Below are 23,607 nucleotides of genomic sequence, written 5' to 3'. Positions count from 1 at the left end.
TCCTGACACAATACGGATTTTCCGACTCGCCCGACAGAGGCTTTGGTGGAAACTCGCGAAGCGCAAACCGCTATGTCCAGCACGTCCTGCTGCCTGAAAAGGGAGCCGTCTATCAAAATCCGCAAATTCTGCCGGACTCCTTTATCTCAAAAGTGCAGAAACTGGCGAAAAAACAGCCCTCATCATCCAAAAGGTATTCGGAGACCGTCAACGGCCAGCACATCTTCTTTGTCCTGAAAAAAATCAGCACCCAGGACGAGACGTTTCTTTTATTGTCCTATGCGCTTGATTCCTATCGGGACGACTTATCATACACGCTGTTTAAACAGCTTTTTTTCATTCTTGCCGTCGTCATTCTGCTGAGCTGGATTCCGTCCATATGGCTGGCGAAATATTTGTCAAGGCCGCTGGTCACACTGGAAAAACACGTCAAGCGGATTTCCAAACAGGACTGGGATGATCCGGTCATCGTCGACAGGGAAGACGAAATCGGAAAGCTCGCCCATACCATTGAGGACATGCGCCAAAAGCTGATTCAAAAAGATGAAACAGAGCGCACGCTTCTGCAAAACATCTCACATGACTTGAAAACGCCCGTCATGGTCATCCGCGGCTATACACAGTCGATCAAAGACGGCATTTATCCTAAAGGAGACCTTGAAAATACGATTCAAGTCATCGAAGGCGAAGCTGAAAAGCTTGAAAAGAAGATTAAAGATCTGCTTTACCTGACGAAGCTGGATTATTTATTAAAACAGGAAAGACATTACGGAACGTTTAATATTCGAGAGGTCATTGAAGAAGTGGTCGAACGTTTAAGATGGTCTAAAAAAGAGCTTGACTGGAAGATTGATCTTGAAGAGGAAACAGTAATGACTGGTGATCAGGAACAATGGAGCAAGCTGTTGGAAAACGTCCTTGAAAACCAAATCCGCTATGCGGAAACGTTCATCGAAATCACCGTCAAATCGACGAAAAAACAGATCATGATCACGATTAGAAATGATGGACCACACATCGAAGAAGAGATGCTTTCGAGCCTGTACGAGCCTTTTAATAAAGGGAAGAAAGGCGAATTCGGCATCGGACTCAGCATCGTTAAACGAATTTTGACGCTCCATCATGCCGATATGACCATTCGGAATGATCAAACAGGCGTATGTTACTCAATATCCGTTCCAAGAAATTAGACTGTAGTTTCAGCTGCAGTCTTTTTTCTATATAAACGAATAGCCGTTAAAATCGCGGTAATTCGGTTTAACCGCTTTCTTCGGCTGCTTTAGCCATTTCTTTTCCGTCAGTATGTGTTTAGGGTATTTGACCTTGTCCACTTTAATGCCCCGGCTGCGCAGTCGGCTGATCATTTCATCGATTTCTTTCAACAAACTTCACCCTTTCTCAGCATATTTTTGACCACTCGGTCACCTTACTTTATAATATAAATAATATCAAACAAAAAAACAAGTTACAATCTAGTTAAAAATTTAACGGGACAAAAGAATTGACCCGCCAGTCAGACCGTGCGCCCGCAAAAAACGGAGGCGGCAACCTTTCGGGAAGGTGAAAGACGTGAAACAAAAAGAGAAAGCCATTATTGAAACAGCGATTAAACTTTTTGCCAAAAAAGGCTATAATTCAACTTCAGTTCAAGAAATTGCGAAGGAATGCCAAATCTCAAAAGGCGCTTTTTACATCTATTTCAAATCGAAGGAAGCGCTTCTCCTTTCGGTGCTTCACTATTACTATGACAAAGTGTTTACGCGCATCCATAAAATTCAGACGGAAAATGACAACCCTCGCGATGCTTACCGAAAGCAGCTCATCGTTTTTTTTGAAAATATTCTCGAACATAAAGAGTTTATTCAGATGCAATTCGTGGAACGGCCGCTTCCTGTGAATGGAGAAATTGAAGCGTTTGCCAAAAAAATGCGCTCGGCCACCCTCAGGCTCCATATCGAAAACATCCGGAACATATACGGAAAGGACATCGATCCGTACAGCGCCGAGCTGTGCTTTATGATCAGCGGAATGAGCGAAGTCTATCTTGAATTGATGATTTTGCTGCATCACTCTTTTGATCTGCATACGCTTGCCGGACATATATTGAACCGCCTCGATGATCTTGCGAATGGGATGATGAAGCGGAAAGAAAAATCCCTGATTTCCATCGAAAAAGCGGACGAGTGGTTCGGCCCGTTTTATACGTTCGATCCCCTGAAAGAAGCGCTCATTAAAGAAATGCGGATCAAAGCGGACAAACACTTTAACGGCTCTCCCCCGGGCGATCTGACGGAAAGCCTTGACATACTGGAGGACGAGCTGAAGAAACGGCAGCCGAAAAATGCGATCATCAAAGGAATGCTGCTGAATATAAAGGAATGTGAAGCGCTTCGTAAAGAAGCGGACAAGCTCGACCGCCTTGTCAAAAGGTCTTCCTGAATTCCGTGCGGCCGGCAGGAACAGGAAAAACGGCCGCAATTGTGCGGCCGTTTTCGTTTATGCTTTAGGCTTGACCATTTCTTCCGGTTTGACTACTTCGTCAAACTGCTCTTCTGTCAACAGATTGAGCTTAAGGGCGGCTTCTTTCAGCGTCAGCCCTTCTTTATGGGCAAGCTTCGCGATTTTTGCTGCATTTTCGTAGCCGATGTGCGGGTTTAAAGCCGTAACTAACATCAGCGAATTGGTCAGGTTCTTTTGAATCGTCTCACGATGAGGCTCAATGCCCACTGCACATTTATCGTGGAAAGAGTTCATGCCGTCAGCGAGAAGCTGGACCGATTGAAGGAAATTGTAAATGATCACTGGCTTGAATACGTTTAATTCAAAGTTGCCCTGACTTGCCGCGAATCCGATCGTCGCGTCATTCCCCATGATCTGTGATGCCACCATTGTCAGCGCTTCGCTTTGTGTAGGGTTAACCTTACCCGGCATAATGGAGCTTCCCGGCTCATTTTCAGGAATCGTCAGCTCGCCGATTCCGCAGCGCGGCCCGCTTGCAAGCCATCTGACATCATTGGCGATTTTCATCAGATCCGCCGCAAGCGCTTTTAGTGCGCCGTGAACGTGTGTCAGTTCATCATGGCTTGTCAGCGCATGAAATTTATTAGGCGAGCTTCTGAACGTCTGACCTGTCAGGCTGCTGATTTCTTCGGCCACAGCGGCCCCGAATTTTGGATGGGCGTTGATTCCTGTTCCGACTGCGGTTCCTCCGATAGCGAGTTCGCGGATTTTTTCCGTGGCTTCTAGAATCATTTCTTTTGAGCGGTCAAGCATGTAGACCCAGCCGCTGATCTCCTGTCCGAGCGTGAGCGGTGTCGCATCCTGCAAGTGGGTGCGGCCGATTTTCACGATATCCTGAAACGCTTCCGCTTTTTCATTCAGCGTGTTTCTCAGGCGGTCGATCGCCGGTACCAGCTTGTCGTAAACAGCTAAAACGGCTGCGACGTGCATCGCCGTCGGGAACGTATCGTTGGAGCTTTGGCTGCGGTTGACATCATCGTTCGGATGAATTTTCAAGCTTGAGCCTTTTTCCTGCAAATATGCAGTTCCCCTGTTCGCCACCACTTCGTTCATGTTCATGTTGCTCTGCGTTCCGCTTCCCGTCTGCCACACGACAAGAGGAAAGTGGCTGTCGTATTTTCCTTCTAAAATATCATCGCAGACGGAAACGATCGCTTCTGCCTTTTCCTTTTCGAGATTTCCTAGCTTTTCATTCGCAAGAGCAGCGCTCCTTTTCAAAATTGCAAACGCATACACAATTTCCTGCGGCATTTTCTCAGATCCGATTTTGAAGTTCTCCTTGCTTCTCTGCGTTTGGGCTCCCCAAAACTTGTCGGCAGGTACCTTGACTTCACCCATCGTATCTTTTTCAATTCTGTAATCCACTATGTATCCCTTCCTTCTCTAGTCTACCTCTTACTTTCGATAAAACTTAAAAAAACCCTCTTATTTAAATTTTAGCTTTATTTTAATTTTAGCTCAATATAAACACGCGAATCTTTTTTGTATTTATATTTAGGGTTTGTCTTTCCGTACTCCTTTGATACATATGACACGTCATAATGTTTGGAAAAAGAGCGGATGATGCTTTCGATTTCATCCTGCTTCCCCGTTAATCTGATTTGCGCCAACTGCCTCACTCCGTCTCTGTTGTAATGAAAATTTCGCCAAACACTACTGTAACACAGTATATTGTTTTTTTTACAGGAAAAGATAACCTATATCCAAATTCAGAAACTTACAGGGCAGGTGGTCAGCGTGAACCAGTCGGAATTCAAGGATCACATCCATGAAAATCTCGCATTGCTTCTTCCACACGTCGAACATAACGACGACCTCGTTCAAAATAAAAAAATGCTGAAAAACGGAGTCATTTTTTATTTTTTATATTTCAAGGAATTGAGCGACGAAGCGAAATTGCAAAAAGCCGCCAAGATGCTTTGCAAAGATGAAAAATCCCTATCATTGGAAGACGTTACCGCAGAGCTGAACAAGCTGAATGCCGAACCGGTCTACAAGGTTGAGTCTGCGCTTAATAAGCTTTTTCACGGCCAATGCATCCTCCTCGTGAACGGGATCAATACCGTTTTTATGCTCCCGACCGCAGAAAAAAAGAAACGAAGCTTATCAGAGGCGAAAACCGAAAATGTCGTAAGAGGTCCGAAAGTCGGTTTTATCGAGGATACAGATACAAATGTGGCGCTGATCAGACAGCGCGTCCCCGATCACGATCTGACCGTTGAAAAGCTTCCGATCGGAAAAAGCAAGTATAAAAAAGCAACGATTTTATACCTCAACAACAAAGCGGATGAGTCGATTTTATCGGAGCTGAAAAAGCGTCTGAAAAAAGTGAGGCCTGATGACATTCAAGACTCAGGAGCCCTTGAGGAATTGATCGAAGATAACAAATATTCGCCTTTTCCTCAGATCCAAAACACCGAACGGCCGGACAAAGTGTCGTCCGCCCTGTTAAACGGAAGGATCGCCGTCTTTATCGACCATTCGCCATATGCCTTGATCGTTCCGGCATCCTTCGGCATGGTGATGCAGTCTCCGGACGATTATTATGAGAGATGGATCGCCACGTCCCTGATCAGACTTTTGCGCTTCAGTTCGATTTTTATCACGCTGTTTTTGTCGGCGTTTTACATTTCTCTTGTCTCGTTTCACCAGGGCATGCTGCCGACGGCTTTGGCTGTTACCATCGCCAGCACCCGGGAAAACGTGCCATTTCCGCCGCTCCTTGAAGCGCTGATCATGGAAGTAACGATTGAACTTTTGCGTGAAGCAGGCTTGCGTCTTCCAAGTCCGCTGGGGCAGACGATCGGTTTGGTGGGAGGTGTGGTCATCGGCCAGGCTGCGGTCGAAGCCAACATCGTCAGCTCTGTCATGGTCATCATCGTCAGCATCATCGCCCTTGCATCGTTTACGGTTCCGCAATACGGCATGGGTCTGTCGTTTCGGGTATTGCGCTTTTTGTCCATGCTGGTCGCAGCAGTACTTGGACTCTTCGGGATCATCCTGGTCATGCTCGTCATTTTCACCCATTTGGTCAGGCAGAGAAGCTTCGGCATGCCGTATTTTAACCCGAATAACTTTTTCAGCTTAAAGCGTTCGGATGAAGCCATCATCCGGCTACCAATAAAGAATCGCGAGGTGAATGACAATCATGGCTCAAAAAAATCAACAGCAACGGATAAGCGGGTATGAAGGCGCTGCCATTATTACAAATACGATGCTGGGCGCCGGCCTGCTGACGCTCCCGAGAGCGCTGACGCGGGAAATGCTCTCCCCCGACGGCTGGATTGTCATCATTTTTGAAGGCCTTGTTTTTCTTCTTATCATCTACATCAACGCCAAAATCGTCAAAACGCACAATGTCGATTCTTTTTTTGATTACACAAAAGAGGGCTGCGGCGCGCTGATCGGAAATATTCTCAACCTCCTGATCGTGTTCTATTTCATAGGGGTGGCCAGCTTTGAAGCAAGAGCGATGGCCGAGATGGTGAAATTTTTTCTTCTCGAGTTAACCCCGATGGGCGTGACGATTTTTGCTTTTATCATTTGCGCGATCTATTTGATCATCGGCGGGATCAGCGACATGGCGAAAATTTTCCCGTTTTTTCTCATTATCACCCTCGTCATTCTTCTTACCGTTTATGGCTTGAGTTTAAAGATGTTTCAAATCAATAATTTAAGACCTGTCCTCGGACTTGGGCTCGGTCCGGTCAAAAACGGTTTGACGGTTGTCTCTGTTTCCTTTTTGGGTGTCGAATTAATGATGTTTTTGCCCAAATACCTCAGAAATAAGAAAAAACTGTTCAAAGCTTCTGTCATCGGATTCAGCATTCCGGTTATATTGTATATTTTAACGTTCTGTGTGGTCGTAGGAGCGATGACCGCGTCTGAGGTCATGACGATGATCTGGCCGACGATCTCCTTGTTCCAGTCGTTTGAAATCCAGGGCATTTTCATCGAAAGGTTCGAATCCTTTTTGCTCGTCATATGGACGATTCAATTTTACACAACATATGTCGTCTATACCTATTTTGCGGCGTCAGGCTTTAAAAATATATTCGGATGGTCCATTAAGAAAAACGTTTTATTCGTCGGGGCGATTACGTTCCTTATATCGATTTTGCTGAAAGACGGCAATTACGTTATCGTGTTCAGCGATTATTTGGGATACATCTTTCTCATCGTGTTTTGCGTGCTTCCGATCCTGATCTTTTTGCTCGTCGCCGCTAAAAGGAGGTTTAAAGCATCGTGAAAAAAAAGGGGATATTGGCGGTGCTGTCCCTGCTGCTCTTGCTGACGGGCTGCTGGGACAGCCGGCAGATCGAAAAGTTTAGCATCGCCATCGGCCTTGGCGTTGATAAAGGCGAGGGAGATAAAAAGGTAAAGTTATCGTACCAGATCCTCGTTCCGAAAAAGATCGGCCAAAATGCGGGCAGCGAGGACCCGACCAAAGTCGTGTCAACTTCCGGGACTACGATTCATCAAACGATCCGGTCAACAGCCTTAAAAGTTTTCCCTGTTTTCTCGCAGCACCTCCAGGTCATCATTTTTTCGGAAAAACTCGTGTCGGATATTGCCCTTGACGCCTTAATCAATCAGTTCATCAGGGACAACAGCCTACGGAGAAGCAGCGAGGTCTATATTACGCCAGGATCGCCGAGCAAGCTTTTGAACATTGATGATTCGGGAGACCCCGCTTCTGAAATCATCCATAATGTCTCAGAAAACAGGGCGTCGACCATCAAGCTGCTCGAGCCGGTTACATTGGGGGATATTTCAATCAGAATGCAGATGGGCCTGTCTTTCATCATGCCTAGAGTCGTCGAAAAAGGCGGTCAGATCCAGGTTGACGGCGGATCGGTCATTAAAAAAAACCGGTATTACGCCGATATATCATCCTCTGATATTGAAGCGCTGAATTTGCTGATCGGCAGAGTAAACGGCGGAGTCATCGACTCCAGGCACAAAGGGCATCTTTTTTCGTATGAAATATTTTCGATGAATCACCGGATTCATACAACGAGGAAAAACGGAAAATACAAATTTGACATTCACTCGGAGATCAAAGGAAGGCTGTCAGAAGATTGGTACAGAAGCGAGGATTCTTTCAATGAATCCTATATCAATGCCATTGAAAAAGCGATTGAAAAAGACATCCACCAGCGGGTCAGCAGGCTGCTCCATCGTTTGCAGGATGATTTAAAAACGGATGTCACCAAGCTTGCCGAATACGCCCGCATCAACTATCCGAAGGAATGGCAAAAAGATAAATACCGCTGGGACGAGAAATTCTCGGAAGCCGACATCGACTATCATATTAAAGCAATCATCCAGGACTTTGGCACGAAAGGAGCGACGAAAAAAAGATAGGCGCTCGCTTTTCTGTTAAAATGTTTTTGAAAGGGTGATGAGCTTGAAGCGGATATTGCAGGTGACAGGCATTGTCCTGATTGCGGCGGCAATCATTCTGTCCGGCTTGATAATCAATGATATCGCATATGATCCATTTATGGAGGATTCCCGGTCGATGCTGTTCTTTACGGTCGGCTCGTACCTCTCAACTCCGGCTTTTTGCGTCATCGGCGGATTTATTTTGCTCGGCATCAGCAAGCTGATCGAATTGCAGGAAAAGAACAATGCGGTCCTGGCCGAAAAACTCGATTCCATTTTCCAAAAAGGCGGCACCGCGCCGGAGGAAGAGAATCAAGCTGAATTGAGCCGGCCGGCGAAACAAACCGGCGAACATTTCGGATCGGATTCTTTCGCACTTCACAAGACTGATGACCGCAAATATTGGAACGGCTGAAAACGGCTTTCACACGAAAGCTGTTTTTCTCGTTTTTGCTACTGAACAAGCTTGTTTCGGTGGGCGTAAACGGCGGCCTGCGTCCGGTCATCGACCTCAAGCTTGGACAGGATGTTTGTCACATGGGTTTTCACCGTTTTAATGGTGATAAACAATTCGTCTGCAATATCCTTGTTTGTTTTCCCCTCTGCCACAAGTTTGAGGATTTCCATTTCTCTTGCCGTCAATGATTCATGCGGCGGTGTCTCGTTCGAAGAATGCCTCAGCTTTGATAACACTTTTCCCGCCACCTTGGCTTCAAGCATCGGTTCTCCATTGTTGGCCGCCCTGATCGCATCTGCGATTTCGCCGGCTTTCGACGTTTTCAGCAAATAGCTGAAGGCACCGGCTTCGATGACCGGATAAACTTTATCATCATCGATAAAGCTTGTCAGCACGATGATTTTCGGGGCGGAAAGCTGTCTGCAGATTTCCTTTGTCGCTTCAATCCCGTCCATTCCCTCCATCACAAGATCCATCAAAATGACGTCGGGCTTCATCTCAACCGCCAGCTCAACACCGCGCCTGCCGTCCGAAGCTTCTCCGATCACCTCGATATCCGGCTGGGATTCCAAAAAAGCTGCAAGCCCCATTCTTACCATTTCATGATCGTCAATCAGCAGTACTCGAATCACCTTGATTCTCTCCTTTTCCTTGATCAAAAATCGGAACTTTCACATCAACTTGCGTCCCTTTTCCCGCAAAAGATATAATTTCCGCCACCCCGCCGACCTCGCTGGCCCTCTCTTTTATCGAATTTAATCCGTACGAAGACGTTTTAATGGAGTCCATTTGAAACCCTTCCCCATTATCAATGACCTTCAGCTGAAGCTGCCGGTTTCTCAGGAGCAGCCTGACGGAGACTTTCGTCGCCTTCGAATGCCTGAAAACGTTTGACAGCGCTTCTTGAACGATTCTGAACAAATGATCTTCTACACCTTTTGGAAGCTTTCCTGTATCCTCGATTTCCCAGTCGATATCCATCGACTGCTTTGCTTTGAATTCGTTCAAAAGGTCGCTGAGCCCCTCCCTCAAGCCTTTACCTTCAAGCGTAACGGGCCTGAGGTGCAGAAGCAGGGCTCTCATTTCGCTCTGAGCGTCGGCCGCCATTTTTTCGACCATTTTCAGCCTTTGCGCGAGTTTTTCATCAGCCGAAGCGGCGATTCCTTCCAGTATGGCGGAGGTCATCATCGAAATCGCAAAAAGCTGCTGGCTCACGGCATCGTGCAGTTCCCGCGCAAGACGCTGCCGCTCTTCTGACACAACGGATTTTTTCATCTGGTCCTGCCATTCGGCCCTTTCGTTTGACAGCTTTTGCAGTGAAGCGACCTGCCGTTCGATTCGTTCGGCCATTTCATTGAGCTGATCGGCGGCGAGCCCGATTTCATCCTCGCCCATTGATGGAATGCGGTATGCGAAATTGCCGTTTTCATACTTTAAAATCGATTCGATCAACTTTTCGAGGCGCTTTTTCAGCCTGTTGCCAAACACATACCCTGCGCCAAACCCGACGGCGGCGCTGATCAACAAAAGCAAAATGATAAACGGGATGCCGAACCATCTCGAAGCGATGAGCACCCGCGGGTCGAGCTGATAATAAAAGAGCATGAATCCCAATACCGCAAGAAAGATCGTGAAGCTGACACCCATGGACAAACGGACGGAACGCCATTGAATATTTGCAAGCCTGTTCGTTTTCATATGAACCGCACATCCACATCGCCGATAAACAGGGAAATCGAGATCTTTACCCGTCTTGCCGACTGCTCGTAATATTTAGACTCGGTGTAAATTTGGTTGCCGAAGCCGCTTTTTTTCTCCCCGATGATATCGATGTCACCGATAAACGCCGAAGAACTGATAGAGACGTCAAGATCCGACGGGATGTAGATGTCGACATCGCCGATCAGCCCCGTGATGGCGATCGTATTTTCGCCCTCTGAAATGATCGCTTTGGACAAATCGATTTTGACGTCCCCGATAAAGCCGGAAATATTCAAATCGTTTAAATCAAAAGGCTTTTTCATGTATTTGACATCACCGAAGAAAAAGCTGCGCTGGCCGGCGCTCTTTTTTTGCCGCAGCGGTTCGGCGTCCAGCTTTTCTTTCTCATGCGCTTTAGGCTTATCGCGGTCAAAAACGGTCTGGTTTGTGACAAGCCTGTAGCCCGCATAAATTAAAAAGGCGGCAAAAAAGAAGCCGAACAGGCTGAATGTGATGCTGAAAATTTCTTTCAGAAGCAAAAAGCCCGCAAAAATATACATGACAGAGCCGAGCCAACGGCGTGAACTTTTATGAAAAAAATATCCGGCAAGAAGAAAAGCGAGCGGCCAGAACAACGCGTCGCCGAGCCCGCTGTTTTGTAAAAATACGCTGATCCCGAACAGAACGATGAACAATCCGATCAGTTGTTTTTTTGTAAGACGCATGCTGACTCCGGCCCCCTCTCTTTCCAATTAATCAATCGATACATTCCCGCTTGTGGACGAAATCTCAATGTTATTCTTGCCATTTCCTTTTGTTCCAATCAGCGTCCGTTTGTCGCCTTCTGTATGATCAAACGGATACGAATGTTTGATGTTACCGCTCGTCAGTGTTGCTTTCAGTCTGATGTCTGCGTCATCAGGAAGCTCAAGCTTGACATTTCCGGAGGTCTGATTGATGCGTAAAGGGGCATCAACCGCTGAGAAATCAGCCTCCAAACTGCCCGACGTCTGCTTGACGGCGAACTCTCCTTTGACACGATCAAGCGTTGTATTCCCGGATGTTGAGCGAACATCGGCTTTCTCCGTTTCAACGTTTTCGAGCTGAATGTTTCCCGATGTTCCTCTTACCGAAAGCTCCTTCGCTGCTAAATCGCCGATCCTCTGGCTGCCGCTTCCCGAGCTCAGGGATACCTTTTGCAATGATAAACCGTCACCGCTTATTTTTACGTTTCCGCTTCCGGATGTAATGGACAGATTATCCTGATATTCATTGGGGATTTTAACAATCAGTTCGTTTTTTTGGAAGAAAAAGAAGCGGAAACCCTCCTGCTGAACGGAAAGCTCAAGCGTATCTCCCCGCTCGGACGATTTCAGCCGCGCGTTTGCCCCCGACAGTTCAGCGTCAATGTCAGCGCGGTTTTCCGCTTTAACCGTCACCGTGACGCTGTTCGAACGGATGTCGATGCTTTTGATTTTCTTTGGCGAAGCGCTGGCTGAATCAAGCGTTTTCTCCGGGCTGAAGAAAAGGCCGCGGCCGCCGTTAAACGCCAAGGCGGCGAGAATCAGGATGCCGGCTATGATCATCAGTTTGCCAACCGTTTTTTTCATTCGTATAAATCCTTTCGGCAGTAAGTGTATGCTCCTTATTATAAGGAAAGTTGTCCTTGAAAGAAATCAAAAATTGTGAAAAGGGAAGACGGCAGGGGGCACCGCTCTTCCACCAAGCTAAAAGGGTGCTGTTAAAGCCCCGGGTTATTCATTTCCGGCTGCGGGCTGTTTTTCGAGGCCGGCCTTTTTTGCGCGCATTTTTTCAAACTCTTCTTCAACCTCTTTTGCATATTCAACGCGGCTGTACGGACTGCCTGAAGACGCAGACAGCTCAGCATAGCTGTTCACCCTTGCCTCCATTTCTTCTATGCGGTTTTCCATTCTCATAAATTCGCGGTACGCGCTTTCGCTGTCGATTTTATTGAAGGAAGCGTTCATATGCTCTTTTGCTTTCACCGCGTTTGCCCGCGCGATTAAAGCATGTTTGCGGTCCTTTACATCGCGGAGCTTGACCTCAAGCGTCTGCAGCTGTTCTTTCAATTCAGCGAGCTGCTTGTGCGCATGCTCGTATGCTTCTTTGTATTCCTTCGCTTTTTGTTCGAAATACTTCATTTCTGAAAGAGCTTTTTTGCTAAGTTCTTCTTCCCCTGCATCAAATGCAAGCTGCGCCTGATTTTTCCGCTTGGCTGCCAGTTTGTCGGCTTCTTCATATTTTCCTTTAAAGCTTTGTGCGATCGTTTGCTGTTTGACAATCGTATGTTTTGCCTTTGAAATGTCGTTTTCCATGTCGCGAACGTATTGATTGAGCATCACCCGCGGGTTTTCGATTTTATCCAATCCTTCATTGATCGATGCGACAAACATGTCTCTGATTCTTTTAAATGCCATTACATGATTCCTCCTTATCGTTATTGTTTCTTTTTTAAAAAGTCTTCCCATTCCGCATCAAAGCCGGTGTCGTATGAAGCTGCGGAAGGCTTGCTGTTTTCTGAATAAAATCCGCTCTCTTCTTTTTTGCCTCCCTGCTTCATCATGCTCCAGCCAAAATAAATCAGCGCAGCAGAGACTGCGACGCCTATCAAAAACGGCAGCGCCCCTCCTAGAAACATGAAGCCGATGATAAGCAAAATGATGCTGGCAAACCGGCTGTCGTCATTCCATTTTTTGATTCCGTAGAATAAAAGCACAGCTCCGATTGCCCCTGCAATTAATCCTCCGATTTGGCCGCCTCCGAAAAACAGCGAGATGCCAAACAGGATCAATAAAAAGCCGATGACTGATTTCCCTGTTACATTCATGTCTGCTCCTCCTTTCCGAGATCATATATTCACTATAGTCAAATTCCGGCTTCGACAAAACGAGTCACAGATTGATTTTATCGTCAGACCAGAGTCGTATTTCCTGTAAGACCGAACAAAGAGGAGCGAAAACTCCGCTCCTCTTTGGCAGGCTATGATTCTATTTTCGGATTCCAGCCATCTAATACGTTTTCAATCGTCCAGCTTTCCGCCTCCTCATCGGACAGCTGCTTCTCTCCTGATGAGGCACGGCTCCGGGACCTGTGTTCCGATATTCATAAAGCCTTGCATCAGCAGCCGAAAATCCGGACATATCTGTCCAGCCCTCCGGCTTAATATGAGCACCTAAAGAGCAGTTTTGATATAAAACGCTCGCAATGGCGTCAGGGTCTCCTCCGGGGTGCCACGGGCGGCCGAGATAAACCGTTCCGTCCGCCGCATCGCTTGTGAGCGTGCAGCCAGCGAACAAAAAGCCGAACGGTTTTGTGATGTGTGTGCTTGCAGCGGTGATATAGCCGTTATTGGAGGAAGATCCGCGGTCGGCGCTATGAATATGACAATGCTCGAAGACCGCTCTTGCTCCGCCGAAAATAAAATCGACATCGCCTTCAATATAGCATCGGTCAAAATACTGTGTCCCGTCATTTGCGAATAACGTATCCTGCCTCCCTAAAAATCTCGCATCCTTGAAAACGATTCGGTTGCCTTTGGCATAAACGGCCACCGCCTGCGTACCGTCCGTGTCGACTTTCGTTCGATCGAACGAGTTTTCAAATGTGATATTTTCGGCTTGGACGCAATCAGCATAGATAAAGACTGTGGCGCTTCCGCTCGTTCCGTACCTTCCGCCTCCCTCCTTCTCCTTTCCGGCGTAATTGTCATATGTGATTACGGTTTCGGTTTTGCTTTCGCCTATCAGAGTGACAAACGCTTGTCGCCGGAATGTGGACCACCTCTTTATAAATGCCTTTTTTAATAAAGATTTCTTTTCGGTCACGGCTGTACTCCGGTAAAGCATCAACCGCTTCCTGCACGGTTTTGAACGCCCCGTCGCCATCTTTGGAAACCGTCAGACGGACGGCGGCTGTTTCCCCGTTGTCCATTTTTTGCATTCCCCCTTTAATGTAAACGCTTACTTAAAGGTTTACGACAAAAAGCCGTTTTCCCCTGCCGAAAACGGCTGATCATCCTTGTTTCATACCATTCAGCAGTATTTTCCCAATCTATCTTCTGACGAAGAAATGGGCAGATTCCAATGCCGAATCAATTGAGGCGGGTCATTGAAGGTGATACACCGATTTCAATCAGCTGATTTTTCAGCCATTGACATGGAAAATTATGAGGAGCCCGTCATTTTAAAGGGTTCCCTGTATCACTTTCATTAGTTGAACTTTACAATTTAATACCTTGTTCTTTTGACTGGATAAAATAGACTTCTTCATACTTTGACTTATAATAAGCAACATCAAATTGATCAAGGTCAATTAAATCCTTAAAAGCATTTGGCAGTTTACAATTCCACTCTAATTCTTCAATCTGATGAGGAAAGTAGTCATCGTTTGGATTTGGTGTGTGGACATATACGGCGTCTGAAAAAGAGTCTTTTTCGTGAATACAAATCCATGTTTGATAAGGCATATCAAATGCTTCAAGTTGCTGTAGTAACCTATTGTATAAAGCTACATGAGCTTTAATATGCTCTCTTCTTATTTTCTTACTATTATTTCCAAATCCGAAAAAATCAAGGTGGATATGCCAAAAATCGAACCACGATTCATGATCGAGTTTTAAGTCATAACTATTAACTTCTTCCCACAGATTGCGGAAGTATCTTTTCTTTCCACGAAGTTTTTTCAATATATACCTCCTGACAAAGCTACCTAAAGAACCATTAAATACTGAATCTTGATAAAACGCAAACTATTAAAACTCTCAAATACATATAGTGACATGCTGAATGTTTACTCCCACCCTATTATAAATATTAACATTTACCTTTGGCAGAGCCATGAAAAAAAGAGAAAGCCGGTGATTCCGCTAAAAAGCTGGAACACCGGCTCTTTATTGCTTTCGTTTCCCGGACCCTTTGAAAACGGTCGCGCTTCTTTCATATTCGACATCTTTGATGTCCAGCCTGAAATTGACGACTCTTGCTGCGGCAAACAAATAATCCGATAATCTGTTTAAATAGCGGAGCGGCGTTTCGCGCATGTCAGCCGTTTTCATCAGCGTGACAGCCAGCCGCTCGGCCCGTCGTGCAACGGTTCTCGCGACATGCAAATATGCCGCCGCTTTTGAGCCGCCGGGAAGGATGAACTTTTCCAGCTCAGGCGCTTCATCGCAGTAGGCATCAATCCGTTCCTCTAAAAACGCAATCGCTTCTTCCTTTAGCTTCTTTTCCCCATTCGGCGAAACGTAAGCCAAATCGCCGCCGCAGTCAAACAGTTCATGCTGAATCTTTAAAAGCTCGCTTTTGATATCGCTGAAGCGTTCATCGCCTAGCTCAGCAAGCGCGAGGCCGATAAAGCTGTTCAGTTCATCAACAGTCCCGTAGCATTGCACACGGACATCGTCTTTATCAACGCGCCCGCCGATCACATGTGTTTTCCCTTTATCGCCCGTTTTCGTGTACAGCTTCATCGTTCATTCCCCTTTCTGATCGCTTCCCCCGTGCACTCATAGACGCTCCGGCTGATCAAAGCGCCGAGCGGAGACGCTTTTAATGCGCTGTCAAACTCAAGCCCGCTCCCGTCTGCCGCAATCAGGACAGCCTCTTCCTGCAAATCGTTTCCGAATGTTTCAGCGCCGTCTGCCCGTTCAGCCGAACACGCCTCAGCCTTTGCTTCAGACGCTGTCAACAAGGCCTGGATGAAGGCTTTCTCCGTCAGCCTGCCATTGACCATCACCCATACGCTGACGTCTTCCGGCCGGTTCGAAGACGCTTGAACAATCGCAAAAAGAGAGACGCCTCCTTCCGAAAACGTCCGGAATACCGTGTTTTCGGGCTTTGCCGAAGTCACTGCGGCACAGCAGGCATGAAGGCTGATCCCTTTTCCCGCGAGAAGCCGCTCCAATTCAGCATGCGATTGATCATGCTGCTCCTCTTTCGGCACATGGCGGCTGATAAACGTCCGTTTCCAGCCGATGCCGGCTCCGACAAGCGATGATGACACGGTGCGAAGCGGCTGATCCGTCTCCATAAAAAAGCCGTCAGAACTTAGTTCAAAAAGCTCGGCAAACGGAACCGCCCGCTTCGTTTTTCCGGCTCGCTCCGGCTCAATTGTAATTTGCGGATTCGGCCTGTGCGGGTGAACCAAATGGCTGACGGCTGTTTCATATACATCATTGACCGTTTGTTCCCGAATCACCCGTCCCGGAACATCCAACGCTTTTATTTCACCGTTTTTCATCATCAGCAGCCGATCACAGTAAAGGCCGGCCAAATTCAAATCGTGAAATATGCCGATGACTGTAAGCCCCTTCTCAACAGTCAGGGACTTGATCAGATCGAGAAGCTGTTTTTGATAGGAAAGATCAAGAAAATTAGTCGGTTCATCAAGCAGAAGAAGATCAGGCTCCTGGGCTAAAGCCTGGGCCAGGTAGACGCGCTGCTGCTCCCCCCCGCTCAGTTCATGAATCGATTGGCCGGCAAAGCGAAGCACGCCGGTCTCCTTCATCATTTGGTCCGCGATCTGTTCATCGCGTTCGTCAGATTGCCTGAATAAGCCTTTTTGATAAGGATATCGTCCGAATAAAACGGTTTCTTTGACTGTGAAAGAAAAAGCCTGATCCGTTTTTTGAGGGAGCGAAGCCATCATCCTTGCCAGCGCCTTCGGCGGGTAAGACTCGACCGGTTTCCCAGCCAAATGGACAGAACCCGCCGACGGCTTCAGCGTTCCGTTGATCAAATGCAAAAGCGTCGTTTTTCCGCTGCCATTCGGGCCGAGTATCCCGAAAAATTCTCCTTTCGCTACCGAGAAATCGACACGTTTTACGACGGCTTTGCGGCCATATCCTCCTGAAAGATTACGAACATCCAGCATGTTACATACCTCCGCGCTGCCGGCGAATCAAAATGACTCCGAACACCGGCGCTCCTATTAAGGCTGTGATAATTCCGATCGGCAGTTCAGACGGCTCGATAATCGTGCGCGCGGTCAAATCGGCAAGCACCAGAAAGCCGGCGCCGTTTAAAATGGAGAGCGGCAGCAAATGCCTGTGATCAGTTCCCCACAGCTGCCGGATCATGTGCGGGACAACGAGTCCGACAAAACCGATCGTGCCTGAGACGGCAACAGCCGCTCCCGTCAAAATTGAACCTGACACGAGGACCGCGATTTTTCGTTTCTCAACATTGACGCCGAGCAGCCTTGCTTTTTCCTCCCCGTATGTCATCACGTTTAATTCCCTTGCATTCAGCAACAGCCCTGCTGTTCCGCATATCATAAAGGGAAGAAACAGCCCAATATAGCTCCAGCCCCTCATCGACACGCTCCCGAGCAGCCACCCAACAATCGGCTTTAGATCATCCCCCGTCAGCGCGATCATTAAAGAAATAAGCGCACCCAAAAACGAGCTGAAAATAACCCCCGTCAAAATGAGCGCAGACAGCGGCAGTGAGGGATGGACAAGCCTGGCAAAAAACAGGACCATAAACATCACGGCGACGGCTGCCGCTATGCTGAGGAGCGGCAGCGTAAAGCCGCCGATTGCGGGGAGCTGGATGCCGAAAAACAGGGTGACAACGGCTCCGACCGCCGCTCCTGAAGAGACGCCGAGCGTGTAAGGATCGGCAAGCGGATTTTTCAACAGCCCCTGAAACGCCGCTCCAGCCGCAGCCAGCGCCGCGCCGACGAGCGCGGCCAAAATCACTCTCGGCAGCCTGATATTCATGATAATGTTCGCCTGCATCGGGTCGGTCTTGATTCCGGGAAAGCCGAATTGCAAAAAAACCTTGATAATAGAAGGAATGGGAATCTCCAAAGATCCGACAGAGATTCCCATAAGAATAGAGACCGTTAAAAATGCCAGGCTTATGATATATGCAGCCGGACGGCTATTTCTTAAATACGTCAGGGTAAATCTTTTCCGCAAGCTCCTCGACCCCTTTGATCAACCGAGGCCCCGGACGGGTCACAAGATCGGGGTCCACGTCGTATACTTTATGATTTTTGACGGCTTTTATGCCGCTCCAGCCGCTCCGTTTTTTGATATCTTTGACAGACGATGCGCCGTTTGTCGTCACGATCGCATCGGGATTCAGCTTGATGACCGACTCCTCTGTCATCTTGATCCATCCTTCCTGCGCGGAAGCAGCGTTTTTCGCACGGATGGCTTCAAGCATTTCATTCATGAAGGTGCCCTTTCCGGCCGTATAGAGGTCGGGAGCGGGAGACACCTCAACAAACACCGTTTTCTCTTCTTTTTCAGGTATGCTTTCAGCTTTTTCTTTTATTGCCGCAAGATCAGATTTCATGCTCTTCACAAGCTCTTCAGCCTTCCGGTTCGCACCCGTTGCCTTTCCGATCATTTCGATCGATTGATAAGTTTCTTTAAAAGATGCCGCATCATTGACCGTAACGACCGTAATCCCGGCATCCCGCAGCTGCTTTAATCCTTCCTCAGCGCTCTGCATGGCTGAAGCGTGGGCCAGCACCAAATCAGGTTTTAAAGCGATGACTTTTTCAACACTAAAATTCATATCTCCGACTTGCTTAACCTTTTTTACTTCTTCCGGATATGTATCATTTTTCGTCACGCCGACCACTTTTTTGCCCTGGCCGAGAGCGTATGTAATTTCAGTATTGCTCGGCATCAGGGAGACGATCCTCTTCGGCTCCTTTTCGATTTTGATTTCCTGTCCTGAAGCATCCTTCATTGTGACCGGAAATGCTTCAGCCGTTTTTTCCTGTTTATTCTGCGATTCTTCCGGGGCTTTCGCTGATCCGCAGCCGGCGAGGACGCCGACGGCCAAAAGCAGCGAAAGCAGCAAACCCGCTAGTTTCTTCATGCTGTTTCCTCCTCGGGATAAAATAAAAATACCTCTGCTCGTATAAAGTGTGCCCCACAAAATACGCGTGTCGTCGTCAGGGCCGGCGCCCCCGCAATTCCCGCAAATTCAGCGGCTGAGCCTGGGCCGTCACCTTTCTGACTCATTCGTATCCTATTTTCGGAATTATTATACTATAGTCGGTTCAGGCTTGTATATGAGATTCTCAGAAACGGGATTTTCAAGGGAAAAACGCTGTTTTCATCAAAGCATTAAAAACAATATTGCAGGCGCAGCCTGGACCGTCGCCGGGACGCTTGGGCATGACGGACCCCGACCCGGCCTAAGCGTTAAGGGTTGCTCCGCCCCTGTCAGTGAGCTTCTCCATCTTCCGCAGGTCCGGGGCTTTGTGGAAATGAAGCCGGGAACCTGATGATGCTCTGCCGTTTATCCCCCGCTCGTCCACCCCCAGGCCTGAAATGTCCGCTCCGCTTTTGATCGCTGATATGGAAAATTATAGACTTATTTATGCAGGCAAACATGGGAAAAATCATGAAACAGCTGAGCTTGACGACCATTTCACAGCCTGATTGCAGACGCGTTACAGCAGCAAGAAATACGTGTTTCTCAACCGACATTCATAAATGGCTGAAAGAAAGAGAAAAATAGGCATGTCAAGCAGGGTTTTCGACCGATCACGCATGACTGCGCTATACTTGAACATGGATGTTTTTTCATCTTAGATTTTTAAAACAAGGATTGATTTTATATGGATTTAAAGCTGCAAAACAAACTCGTTCTCGTAACAGGATCCACTGCAGGCATCGGAAAAGCTGCAGCTGAAGCCTTTTTGGCGGAGGGCGCCCGGGTGATCGTAAACGGACGCACGGAGGAAAAGGTTCAGGCAGTCGCTGACGAGCTGTCCAAACGAGGAACGGTCTACGGAATCGCCGCGGATTTGTCAAATCCTGAACAAAGCAGGGCACTGATTGAAAAAACAGAGCAGATCGGTGAGCTTGATATCCTCGTCAACAATATGGGATTCTTTGAAGTGAAAGATTTTGCGGACGTCACGGATGAGGAATGGCTCGAGTACTTTGAGGTGAACGTGTTAAGCGCCATCCGCCTCTGCCGCGCCTTCCTGCCGAAAATGCTGAAGAAAAACGCCGGAAGGATTTTGAATCTGGCGAGCGAAGCCGGCATCAAACCTCTTCCGCAAATGATTCCTTATTCCATGACAAAAACGTCGTTGATCAGTTTATCAAGAGGACTGGCGGAAATGACGAAAGGAACGAATGTAACCGTAAATTCGGTTCTTCCGGGACCAACATGGACCGAAGGCGTCGCCAATTATATGAAGGGGGCTGCCGCAGCGGAAAATACCGATTTAGACACATTTGTCAAAGACTACTTTAAAGTGAATGAGCCGACTTCTTTAATTCAGCGTTACGCAAAGCCGGAGGAAGTCGCCAGCACGATCGTTTATCTCGCTTCAGAAAAAGCGGCGGCGATCAACGGCTCGGCACAACGGGTGGAAGGCGGCATTATCCGCTCCATTTAACAGAAATCCTCTGCCGATAAGCAGAGGATTTTTTGCTGAATTGCCAACGCCGGAGCGGTTTGCTCACAGGTTGCCTGTCAGCCTTTCCTGATGATCCGGCTCAATGCCGTCAAGGCGTTTCAGAAATGATGCGCGCCAATTTTCCGACAGCTCTTCGACCTCAAGAAGCTTTTTGATGCCGTCGATATTATCCTTCTCATGATGCTTCATGCGATTTGCGTAAGAAATCGTCACGGCTTTCGGGTGGCGCGATATTCGTTTCAAACCGTCCGTCTTGCATACATGCCCTTCTTTCAGTACGCGAAAATAAAAGCCCGTAAAGCCTGTATCTTGAACCTTCAGCAACATGTCGGGCACGCCGTACCTTACGGTTAATTTATAGCAGGGCTGCCGCGGCTGGCTGACCTGGACGATCGCTTCGCCGAGCTGAAAAACATCGCCGATATGAACATCGGTCTCCACCAGCCCCCTGATTGTTATATTTTCTCCAAGCGCACCAAATTCCAATTTTCTTTGCAGTTCGTTTTCCCAAAACGGATAATGTTCATACGGATAGACGCATACCGCTTTTTCCCTGCCTCCATGATGAACAAGGTCGGCCTGCCCGTCTCCGTCGAAATTCGTCCATGACAGAAAGACAGATTCTTCTACAGGGGTCTTAAATATTCCGGTAGATACCTCCCTGTGTTTAAACCGAACCTGCTTTGGCTTCCCAACATTGATCGAAAGGATGTCGGCACGTTCCATTAGAAATCACCTCTTGTATTCAACGTTTTCCTCTTGATATGTAAGTATAATCGCAGCCTTCTCATTAAACAATTCAATCATTATTATAAAAATGATAGGATTATCCTATGATCAATACCGAAAAGACGATTTTTTTAGGGAGGAAAGATGATTGGAGCTAAAACAACTGGAATATTTCATGACCTTATGTCAGGAGCTTCATTTTACCCGCGCGGCCGAAAAGCTGGGCATCGCCCAGCCCTCGCTGAGCCAGCAAATCCGTTTGCTTGAGCACGAAATCGGAACGCCTTTGTTTGACCGCGTCGGCAAACGGACCGCCATGACAGAAGCGGGAAACATACTGCTGGAGCATTGCTATCATATCTTTCATGAGCTGTCACAGGCGCGCGCAGCTATCAGCGAGCTGCAAGGTTTAAAAAGGGGGTCGTTAAAGATCGGTGCGCTTTTGACAGTTGTAAATTACTTGCTTCCTGACACTGTCATCGAATTTCACCGCAGCTATCCCAATATCGAACTATCGGTATTGGGCCTCAGAACCGGAGACATTTACGACCGGCTGCTGGAAAATAAGCTCGATTTGGGCATTGTCGCCCAGCCGCTGGAACACGATGATCTGGAAACGGTTCCTTTCTTAACGCAGCATCTCGCCCTCGCAGCGCCGATTGATCATCCCATTGCAGAACAGCCATTTGTGACACTTGACGTTTTAAAAGAAGTCCCGTCCATTTTATTGCCTGACACGTATGTTTTGCGGCAGCTGATCAACGACAAGTGCCGCACTCTGGGATTTGAGCCGCGGCCGGTCATGGAAATGACGACGATGGAATCGATCACAAACATGGTCGCTAAAGGGATCGGCGCCACCATTCTGCCAAAGGGCTACCTTGATTGCATCGGCGATCAGTCCATTCAGACGATCCCGATTCAAAGGCCTGATCTGACGACAGAGATTGCCGTCGTTTACCGTAAAAACAAGCATTTGTGCGCCGCAAGCCGGGTGTTTATGAAACGGTTAATCTCCTCGGTAAAAAGCGAAAACTAAAATCCTCTGCCGGCGGCAGAGGATTTAGTTTATTTTTCAGGTGAATCATAGCGCTTGCCGTTAATATACAGATTAGAAAAAACAGGATCCTTCACATTTTTGAGCTCCATCGGCACGGAAACGCCATTAATCTCCGAATCGGTTACCTTCAGTCCCGTTACAGGCGAGTGATCATATGCCAACACCCTGATCCCGTATTGCCCGCCCGTGCTTTTCAGACGATCGACTTCAATGTTGCGGACGACGGGTTTGAATTCTCCCGCACCCCCTTCTTCGTATTCCATATCAATGGCGATGACTTCCCGTTTCAGGCTTTTTACGACATTGTCGTAAAAATAAATATTCTCCAGCACACCGCCCCGGACGGAATTGGTTTTAATGCGGAGGGCTCTATCGAGGTTCGGGCTGTCCATCCGGTTGCCTTCTGCAAATACGTTGTTTACGCCTCCGGAAATTTCGCTGCCGATCGTGACGCCGCCGTGCCCGTCTTTCATGTCATTGTTTTCGATGACGATGTTTTCTGAAGGTACGTTGATCCTCCGTCCGTCGGCGTTTCTTCCCGATTTGACGGCAATGCAGTCATCGCCATTGTCAAACTGACAATTTTTAATGATCACGTTTTTGCACGATTCGGGATCGACTCCGTCCGTATTCGGGCCGTGTCCGATCACCTTGACTCCGTCTATCGTCACGGATTCGCACAGCACGGGATGAATTTGCCACATCGGCGAATTGAGCACGGTTACGCCTTGAATCAGGACGTTTTTGCAGCGGTACGGCTGGATGAAATTCGGGCGCAAATAATGGCCTTTTCCGAAGCGTCGCTCTTCAACCGGGACATTTCGCTCCGCCATCTCAAAGAGCGCGTCACGGTCGTTTTCCTGTGACGGCTGGCCGTTTGTCCCCCGCTTCCACGGCCACCAGTGCGCATCATCAGCCCGGCCGTCCAGCGTCCCGTCTCCGGTGATCGCAATATTCTCGGCTTCGTAAGCATAGATCAGCGGTGAATAATTGTAGAGCTCAACACCTTCAAATCTCGTCAAGACAGCCGGCAGATAATCGTCGGGATTCCTGCTGAATGCGATGACCGCACCCTTTTTTAGATGCAATTCCACATTGCTTTTGAGCTTAAGAGCTCCGGTCAGAAAGACGCCTTTCGGAACCGTCACCCTTCCGCCTCCGCTTCGGTGCGCTTCATCAATCGCCCGCTGAAAAGCGGACGTTGAATCCGCCTCTCCGTTTCCGTCGGCCCCGAATGCTGTGACGTCAAACGAGCGTTCCGGGAAAACGGGAAGTGTAATACGATTTACAATGTCCTTTTTCTTTTCCTTCAGAGTCAACATGAATATCCCCC

The 23,607-nt window shown here is 47.8% G+C and carries 25 protein-coding genes and 1 pseudogene; 9 read left to right on the top strand and 17 right to left on the bottom strand.

Going from position 1 to position 23,607, the window contains the following annotated elements; translation table 11 throughout:
- Nucleotides 1-1,190, top strand: a 1,190-nt coding sequence (locus V7126_RS14775; RefSeq protein WP_335497684.1) for a sensor histidine kinase, incomplete at its 5' end; no start/stop codon positions are given.
- Nucleotides 1,191-1,217: 27 nt separating this feature from the next.
- On the opposite strand, the gene spxO is transcribed toward V7126_RS14775, so the two are convergent.
- On the bottom strand, nucleotides 1,218-1,382 hold the full coding sequence (gene spxO / locus V7126_RS14770; protein ID WP_099047121.1) for an anti-adapter protein SpxO: 165 nt from the start codon (nucleotides 1,380-1,382) through the stop codon (nucleotides 1,218-1,220).
- Nucleotides 1,383-1,569: 187 nt separating this feature from the next.
- Here spxO and V7126_RS14765 point away from each other — a divergent pair, with 187 nt between their 5' ends.
- Nucleotides 1,570-2,439: a TetR/AcrR family transcriptional regulator gene (locus V7126_RS14765; RefSeq protein WP_046129270.1), complete on the top strand. Its 870-nt coding sequence runs from the start codon at nucleotides 1,570-1,572 to the stop codon at nucleotides 2,437-2,439.
- 57 nt (nucleotides 2,440-2,496) lie between these two features.
- On the opposite strand, the gene fumC is transcribed toward V7126_RS14765, so the two are convergent.
- Both fumC and V7126_RS14755 read right to left on the bottom strand, forming a co-directional pair.
- Complete coding sequence (fumC, locus tag V7126_RS14760) at nucleotides 2,497-3,885, bottom strand: class II fumarate hydratase (RefSeq protein ID WP_046129257.1); 1,389 nt, start codon at nucleotides 3,883-3,885, stop codon at nucleotides 2,497-2,499.
- A 77-nt stretch (nucleotides 3,886-3,962) separates the two neighbouring features.
- On the bottom strand, nucleotides 3,963-4,130 hold the full coding sequence (locus tag V7126_RS14755) for a YvzF family protein (RefSeq protein WP_082094023.1): 168 nt from the start codon (nucleotides 4,128-4,130) through the stop codon (nucleotides 3,963-3,965).
- Between the two features lie 127 nt (nucleotides 4,131-4,257).
- Between V7126_RS14755 and V7126_RS14750 the strand changes: the two genes are divergently transcribed.
- The 4 genes from V7126_RS14750 to V7126_RS14735 are packed head-to-tail and all read left to right on the top strand — an operon-like array spanning nucleotide 4,258 to nucleotide 8,323.
- Nucleotides 4,258-5,709, top strand: coding sequence for a spore germination protein (locus V7126_RS14750; protein ID WP_046129256.1), 1,452 nt, complete (start codon nucleotides 4,258-4,260; stop codon nucleotides 5,707-5,709).
- Nucleotides 5,669-6,769, top strand: coding sequence for an endospore germination permease (locus tag V7126_RS14745; RefSeq protein WP_046129255.1), 1,101 nt, complete (start codon nucleotides 5,669-5,671; stop codon nucleotides 6,767-6,769). Before V7126_RS14750 ends, V7126_RS14745 begins: the two co-directional genes overlap by 41 nt.
- Nucleotides 6,766-7,887: a Ger(x)C family spore germination protein gene (locus V7126_RS14740; RefSeq protein ID WP_175075461.1), complete on the top strand. Its 1,122-nt coding sequence runs from the start codon at nucleotides 6,766-6,768 to the stop codon at nucleotides 7,885-7,887. The genes V7126_RS14745 and V7126_RS14740 overlap by 4 nt, the downstream gene beginning before the upstream one ends.
- Before the next feature lie 37 nt (nucleotides 7,888-7,924).
- On the top strand, nucleotides 7,925-8,323 hold the full coding sequence (locus V7126_RS14735) for a hypothetical protein (protein ID WP_231947391.1): 399 nt from the start codon (nucleotides 7,925-7,927) through the stop codon (nucleotides 8,321-8,323).
- Between the two features lie 38 nt (nucleotides 8,324-8,361).
- On the opposite strand, the gene V7126_RS14730 is transcribed toward V7126_RS14735, so the two are convergent.
- The 12 genes and pseudogenes from V7126_RS14730 to V7126_RS14675 all read right to left on the bottom strand — a co-directional run bounded on the left by V7126_RS14730 (nucleotide 8,362) and on the right by V7126_RS14675 (nucleotide 18,924).
- Nucleotides 8,362-8,997 carry a response regulator gene (locus V7126_RS14730; protein ID WP_046129252.1) on the bottom strand — a complete coding sequence of 212 codons (636 nt, stop codon included), beginning with the start codon at nucleotides 8,995-8,997 and terminating at the stop codon, nucleotides 8,362-8,364.
- Nucleotides 8,975-10,063 carry a two-component system sensor histidine kinase LiaS gene (liaS, locus tag V7126_RS14725; RefSeq protein ID WP_046129251.1) on the bottom strand — a complete coding sequence of 363 codons (1,089 nt, stop codon included), beginning with the start codon at nucleotides 10,061-10,063 and terminating at the stop codon, nucleotides 8,975-8,977. The genes V7126_RS14730 and liaS overlap by 23 nt, the downstream gene beginning before the upstream one ends.
- Complete coding sequence (gene liaF, locus V7126_RS14720) at nucleotides 10,060-10,791, bottom strand: cell wall-active antibiotics response protein LiaF (protein ID WP_335497683.1); 732 nt, start codon at nucleotides 10,789-10,791, stop codon at nucleotides 10,060-10,062. The genes liaS and liaF overlap by 4 nt, the downstream gene beginning before the upstream one ends.
- Before the next feature lie 27 nt (nucleotides 10,792-10,818).
- On the bottom strand, nucleotides 10,819-11,676 hold the full coding sequence (gene liaG, locus V7126_RS14715) for a LiaG family protein (protein ID WP_046129249.1): 858 nt from the start codon (nucleotides 11,674-11,676) through the stop codon (nucleotides 10,819-10,821).
- Between the two features lie 144 nt (nucleotides 11,677-11,820).
- The gene (liaH, locus tag V7126_RS14710; RefSeq protein ID WP_046129248.1) at nucleotides 11,821-12,504 is read right to left on the bottom strand and encodes a stress responsive protein LiaH; all 684 of its coding nucleotides are present in this window, start codon (nucleotides 12,502-12,504) and stop codon (nucleotides 11,821-11,823) included.
- A gap of 20 nt (nucleotides 12,505-12,524) precedes the next feature.
- Nucleotides 12,525-12,914, bottom strand: a complete 390-nt coding sequence (locus V7126_RS14705) for a protein liaI (RefSeq protein ID WP_175075462.1) — start codon at nucleotides 12,912-12,914, stop codon at nucleotides 12,525-12,527.
- A 181-nt stretch (nucleotides 12,915-13,095) separates the two neighbouring features.
- Nucleotides 13,096-14,017: pseudogene (locus V7126_RS14700) on the bottom strand (pectinesterase family protein).
- A 289-nt stretch (nucleotides 14,018-14,306) separates the two neighbouring features.
- The gene (locus tag V7126_RS14695) at nucleotides 14,307-14,771 is read right to left on the bottom strand and encodes a hypothetical protein (RefSeq protein WP_175075463.1); all 465 of its coding nucleotides are present in this window, start codon (nucleotides 14,769-14,771) and stop codon (nucleotides 14,307-14,309) included.
- A 204-nt stretch (nucleotides 14,772-14,975) separates the two neighbouring features.
- Nucleotides 14,976-15,554 carry a cob(I)yrinic acid a,c-diamide adenosyltransferase gene (locus V7126_RS14690; RefSeq protein ID WP_046129246.1) on the bottom strand — a complete coding sequence of 193 codons (579 nt, stop codon included), beginning with the start codon at nucleotides 15,552-15,554 and terminating at the stop codon, nucleotides 14,976-14,978.
- Nucleotides 15,551-16,957: an ABC transporter ATP-binding protein gene (locus V7126_RS14685; protein WP_335497682.1), complete on the bottom strand. Its 1,407-nt coding sequence runs from the start codon at nucleotides 16,955-16,957 to the stop codon at nucleotides 15,551-15,553. Before V7126_RS14685 ends, V7126_RS14690 begins: the two co-directional genes overlap by 4 nt.
- Before the next feature lies 1 nt (nucleotide 16,958).
- A complete protein-coding gene (locus tag V7126_RS14680; protein ID WP_046129244.1) occupies nucleotides 16,959-18,008 on the bottom strand; it encodes a FecCD family ABC transporter permease in 1,050 nt (349 codons plus the stop codon).
- A complete protein-coding gene (locus V7126_RS14675) occupies nucleotides 17,971-18,924 on the bottom strand; it encodes an ABC transporter substrate-binding protein (RefSeq protein WP_046129243.1) in 954 nt (317 codons plus the stop codon). The genes V7126_RS14680 and V7126_RS14675 overlap by 38 nt, the downstream gene beginning before the upstream one ends.
- A gap of 519 nt (nucleotides 18,925-19,443) precedes the next feature.
- On the opposite strand from V7126_RS14675, the gene V7126_RS14670 reads away from it, so the two are divergent.
- Together V7126_RS14670 and V7126_RS14665 are read left to right on the top strand one after the other, a co-directional pair.
- Complete coding sequence (locus tag V7126_RS14670; RefSeq protein ID WP_269081995.1) at nucleotides 19,444-19,572, top strand: hypothetical protein; 129 nt, start codon at nucleotides 19,444-19,446, stop codon at nucleotides 19,570-19,572.
- Nucleotides 19,573-19,672: 100 nt separating this feature from the next.
- On the top strand, nucleotides 19,673-20,464 hold the full coding sequence (locus V7126_RS14665) for an SDR family NAD(P)-dependent oxidoreductase (protein ID WP_046129241.1): 792 nt from the start codon (nucleotides 19,673-19,675) through the stop codon (nucleotides 20,462-20,464).
- A 63-nt stretch (nucleotides 20,465-20,527) separates the two neighbouring features.
- Here the strand turns inward: V7126_RS14665 and V7126_RS14660 are convergent, their stop codons facing one another.
- Nucleotides 20,528-21,211, bottom strand: coding sequence for an MOSC domain-containing protein (locus V7126_RS14660; protein ID WP_046129240.1), 684 nt, complete (start codon nucleotides 21,209-21,211; stop codon nucleotides 20,528-20,530).
- Between the two features lie 151 nt (nucleotides 21,212-21,362).
- Here V7126_RS14660 and V7126_RS14655 point away from each other — a divergent pair, with 151 nt between their 5' ends.
- Entirely contained in the window at nucleotides 21,363-22,253 is an 891-nt protein-coding gene (locus tag V7126_RS14655; protein WP_175075464.1) for a LysR family transcriptional regulator, read from the top strand.
- A 29-nt stretch (nucleotides 22,254-22,282) separates the two neighbouring features.
- On the opposite strand, the gene V7126_RS14650 is transcribed toward V7126_RS14655, so the two are convergent.
- Nucleotides 22,283-23,596, bottom strand: coding sequence for a glycoside hydrolase family 28 protein (locus V7126_RS14650; protein ID WP_373687988.1), 1,314 nt, complete (start codon nucleotides 23,594-23,596; stop codon nucleotides 22,283-22,285).
- Nucleotides 23,597-23,607: the final 11 nt, after the last annotated feature.

It is taken from the genome of Bacillus sp. JJ675 (assembly GCF_036963165.1).
GTDB lineage: Bacteria > Bacillota > Bacilli > Bacillales > Bacillaceae > Bacillus > Bacillus glycinifermentans.
The sequence above is the reverse complement of the archived record's forward strand: the minus strand, read 5'-3'. Positions and strand labels throughout refer to the sequence as shown.

Bases quoted from the DNA above. Each gene is read 5' to 3' on its own strand.
- liaF (WP_335497683.1), bottom strand. From the start codon at position 10,791: ATGCGTCTTACAAAAAAACAACTGATCGGATTGTTCATCGTTCTGTTC.
- V7126_RS14735 (WP_231947391.1), top strand. From the start codon at position 7,925: ATGAGCTTGAAGCGGATATTGCAGGTGACAGGCATTGTCCTGATTGCG.
- V7126_RS14670 (WP_269081995.1), top strand. From the start codon at position 19,444: ATGGGAAAAATCATGAAACAGCTGAGCTTGACGACCATTTCACAGCCT.
- V7126_RS14665 (WP_046129241.1), top strand. From the start codon at position 19,673: ATGGATTTAAAGCTGCAAAACAAACTCGTTCTCGTAACAGGATCCACT.
- liaS (WP_046129251.1), bottom strand. From the start codon at position 10,063: ATGAAAACGAACAGGCTTGCAAATATTCAATGGCGTTCCGTCCGTTTG.
- liaH (WP_046129248.1), bottom strand. From the start codon at position 12,504: ATGGCATTTAAAAGAATCAGAGACATGTTTGTCGCATCGATCAATGAA.
- V7126_RS14660 (WP_046129240.1), bottom strand. From the start codon at position 21,211: ATGGAACGTGCCGACATCCTTTCGATCAATGTTGGGAAGCCAAAGCAG.
- V7126_RS14745 (WP_046129255.1), top strand. From the start codon at position 5,669: ATGGCTCAAAAAAATCAACAGCAACGGATAAGCGGGTATGAAGGCGCT.
- liaG (WP_046129249.1), bottom strand. From the start codon at position 11,676: ATGAAAAAAACGGTTGGCAAACTGATGATCATAGCCGGCATCCTGATT.
- V7126_RS14685 (WP_335497682.1), bottom strand. From the start codon at position 16,957: ATGCTGGATGTTCGTAATCTTTCAGGAGGATATGGCCGCAAAGCCGTC.
- V7126_RS14650 (WP_373687988.1), bottom strand. From the start codon at position 23,596: ATGTTGACTCTGAAGGAAAAGAAAAAGGACATTGTAAATCGTATTACA.
- V7126_RS14705 (WP_175075462.1), bottom strand. From the start codon at position 12,914: ATGAATGTAACAGGGAAATCAGTCATCGGCTTTTTATTGATCCTGTTT.
- V7126_RS14690 (WP_046129246.1), bottom strand. From the start codon at position 15,554: ATGAAGCTGTACACGAAAACGGGCGATAAAGGGAAAACACATGTGATC.
- V7126_RS14675 (WP_046129243.1), bottom strand. From the start codon at position 18,924: ATGAAGAAACTAGCGGGTTTGCTGCTTTCGCTGCTTTTGGCCGTCGGC.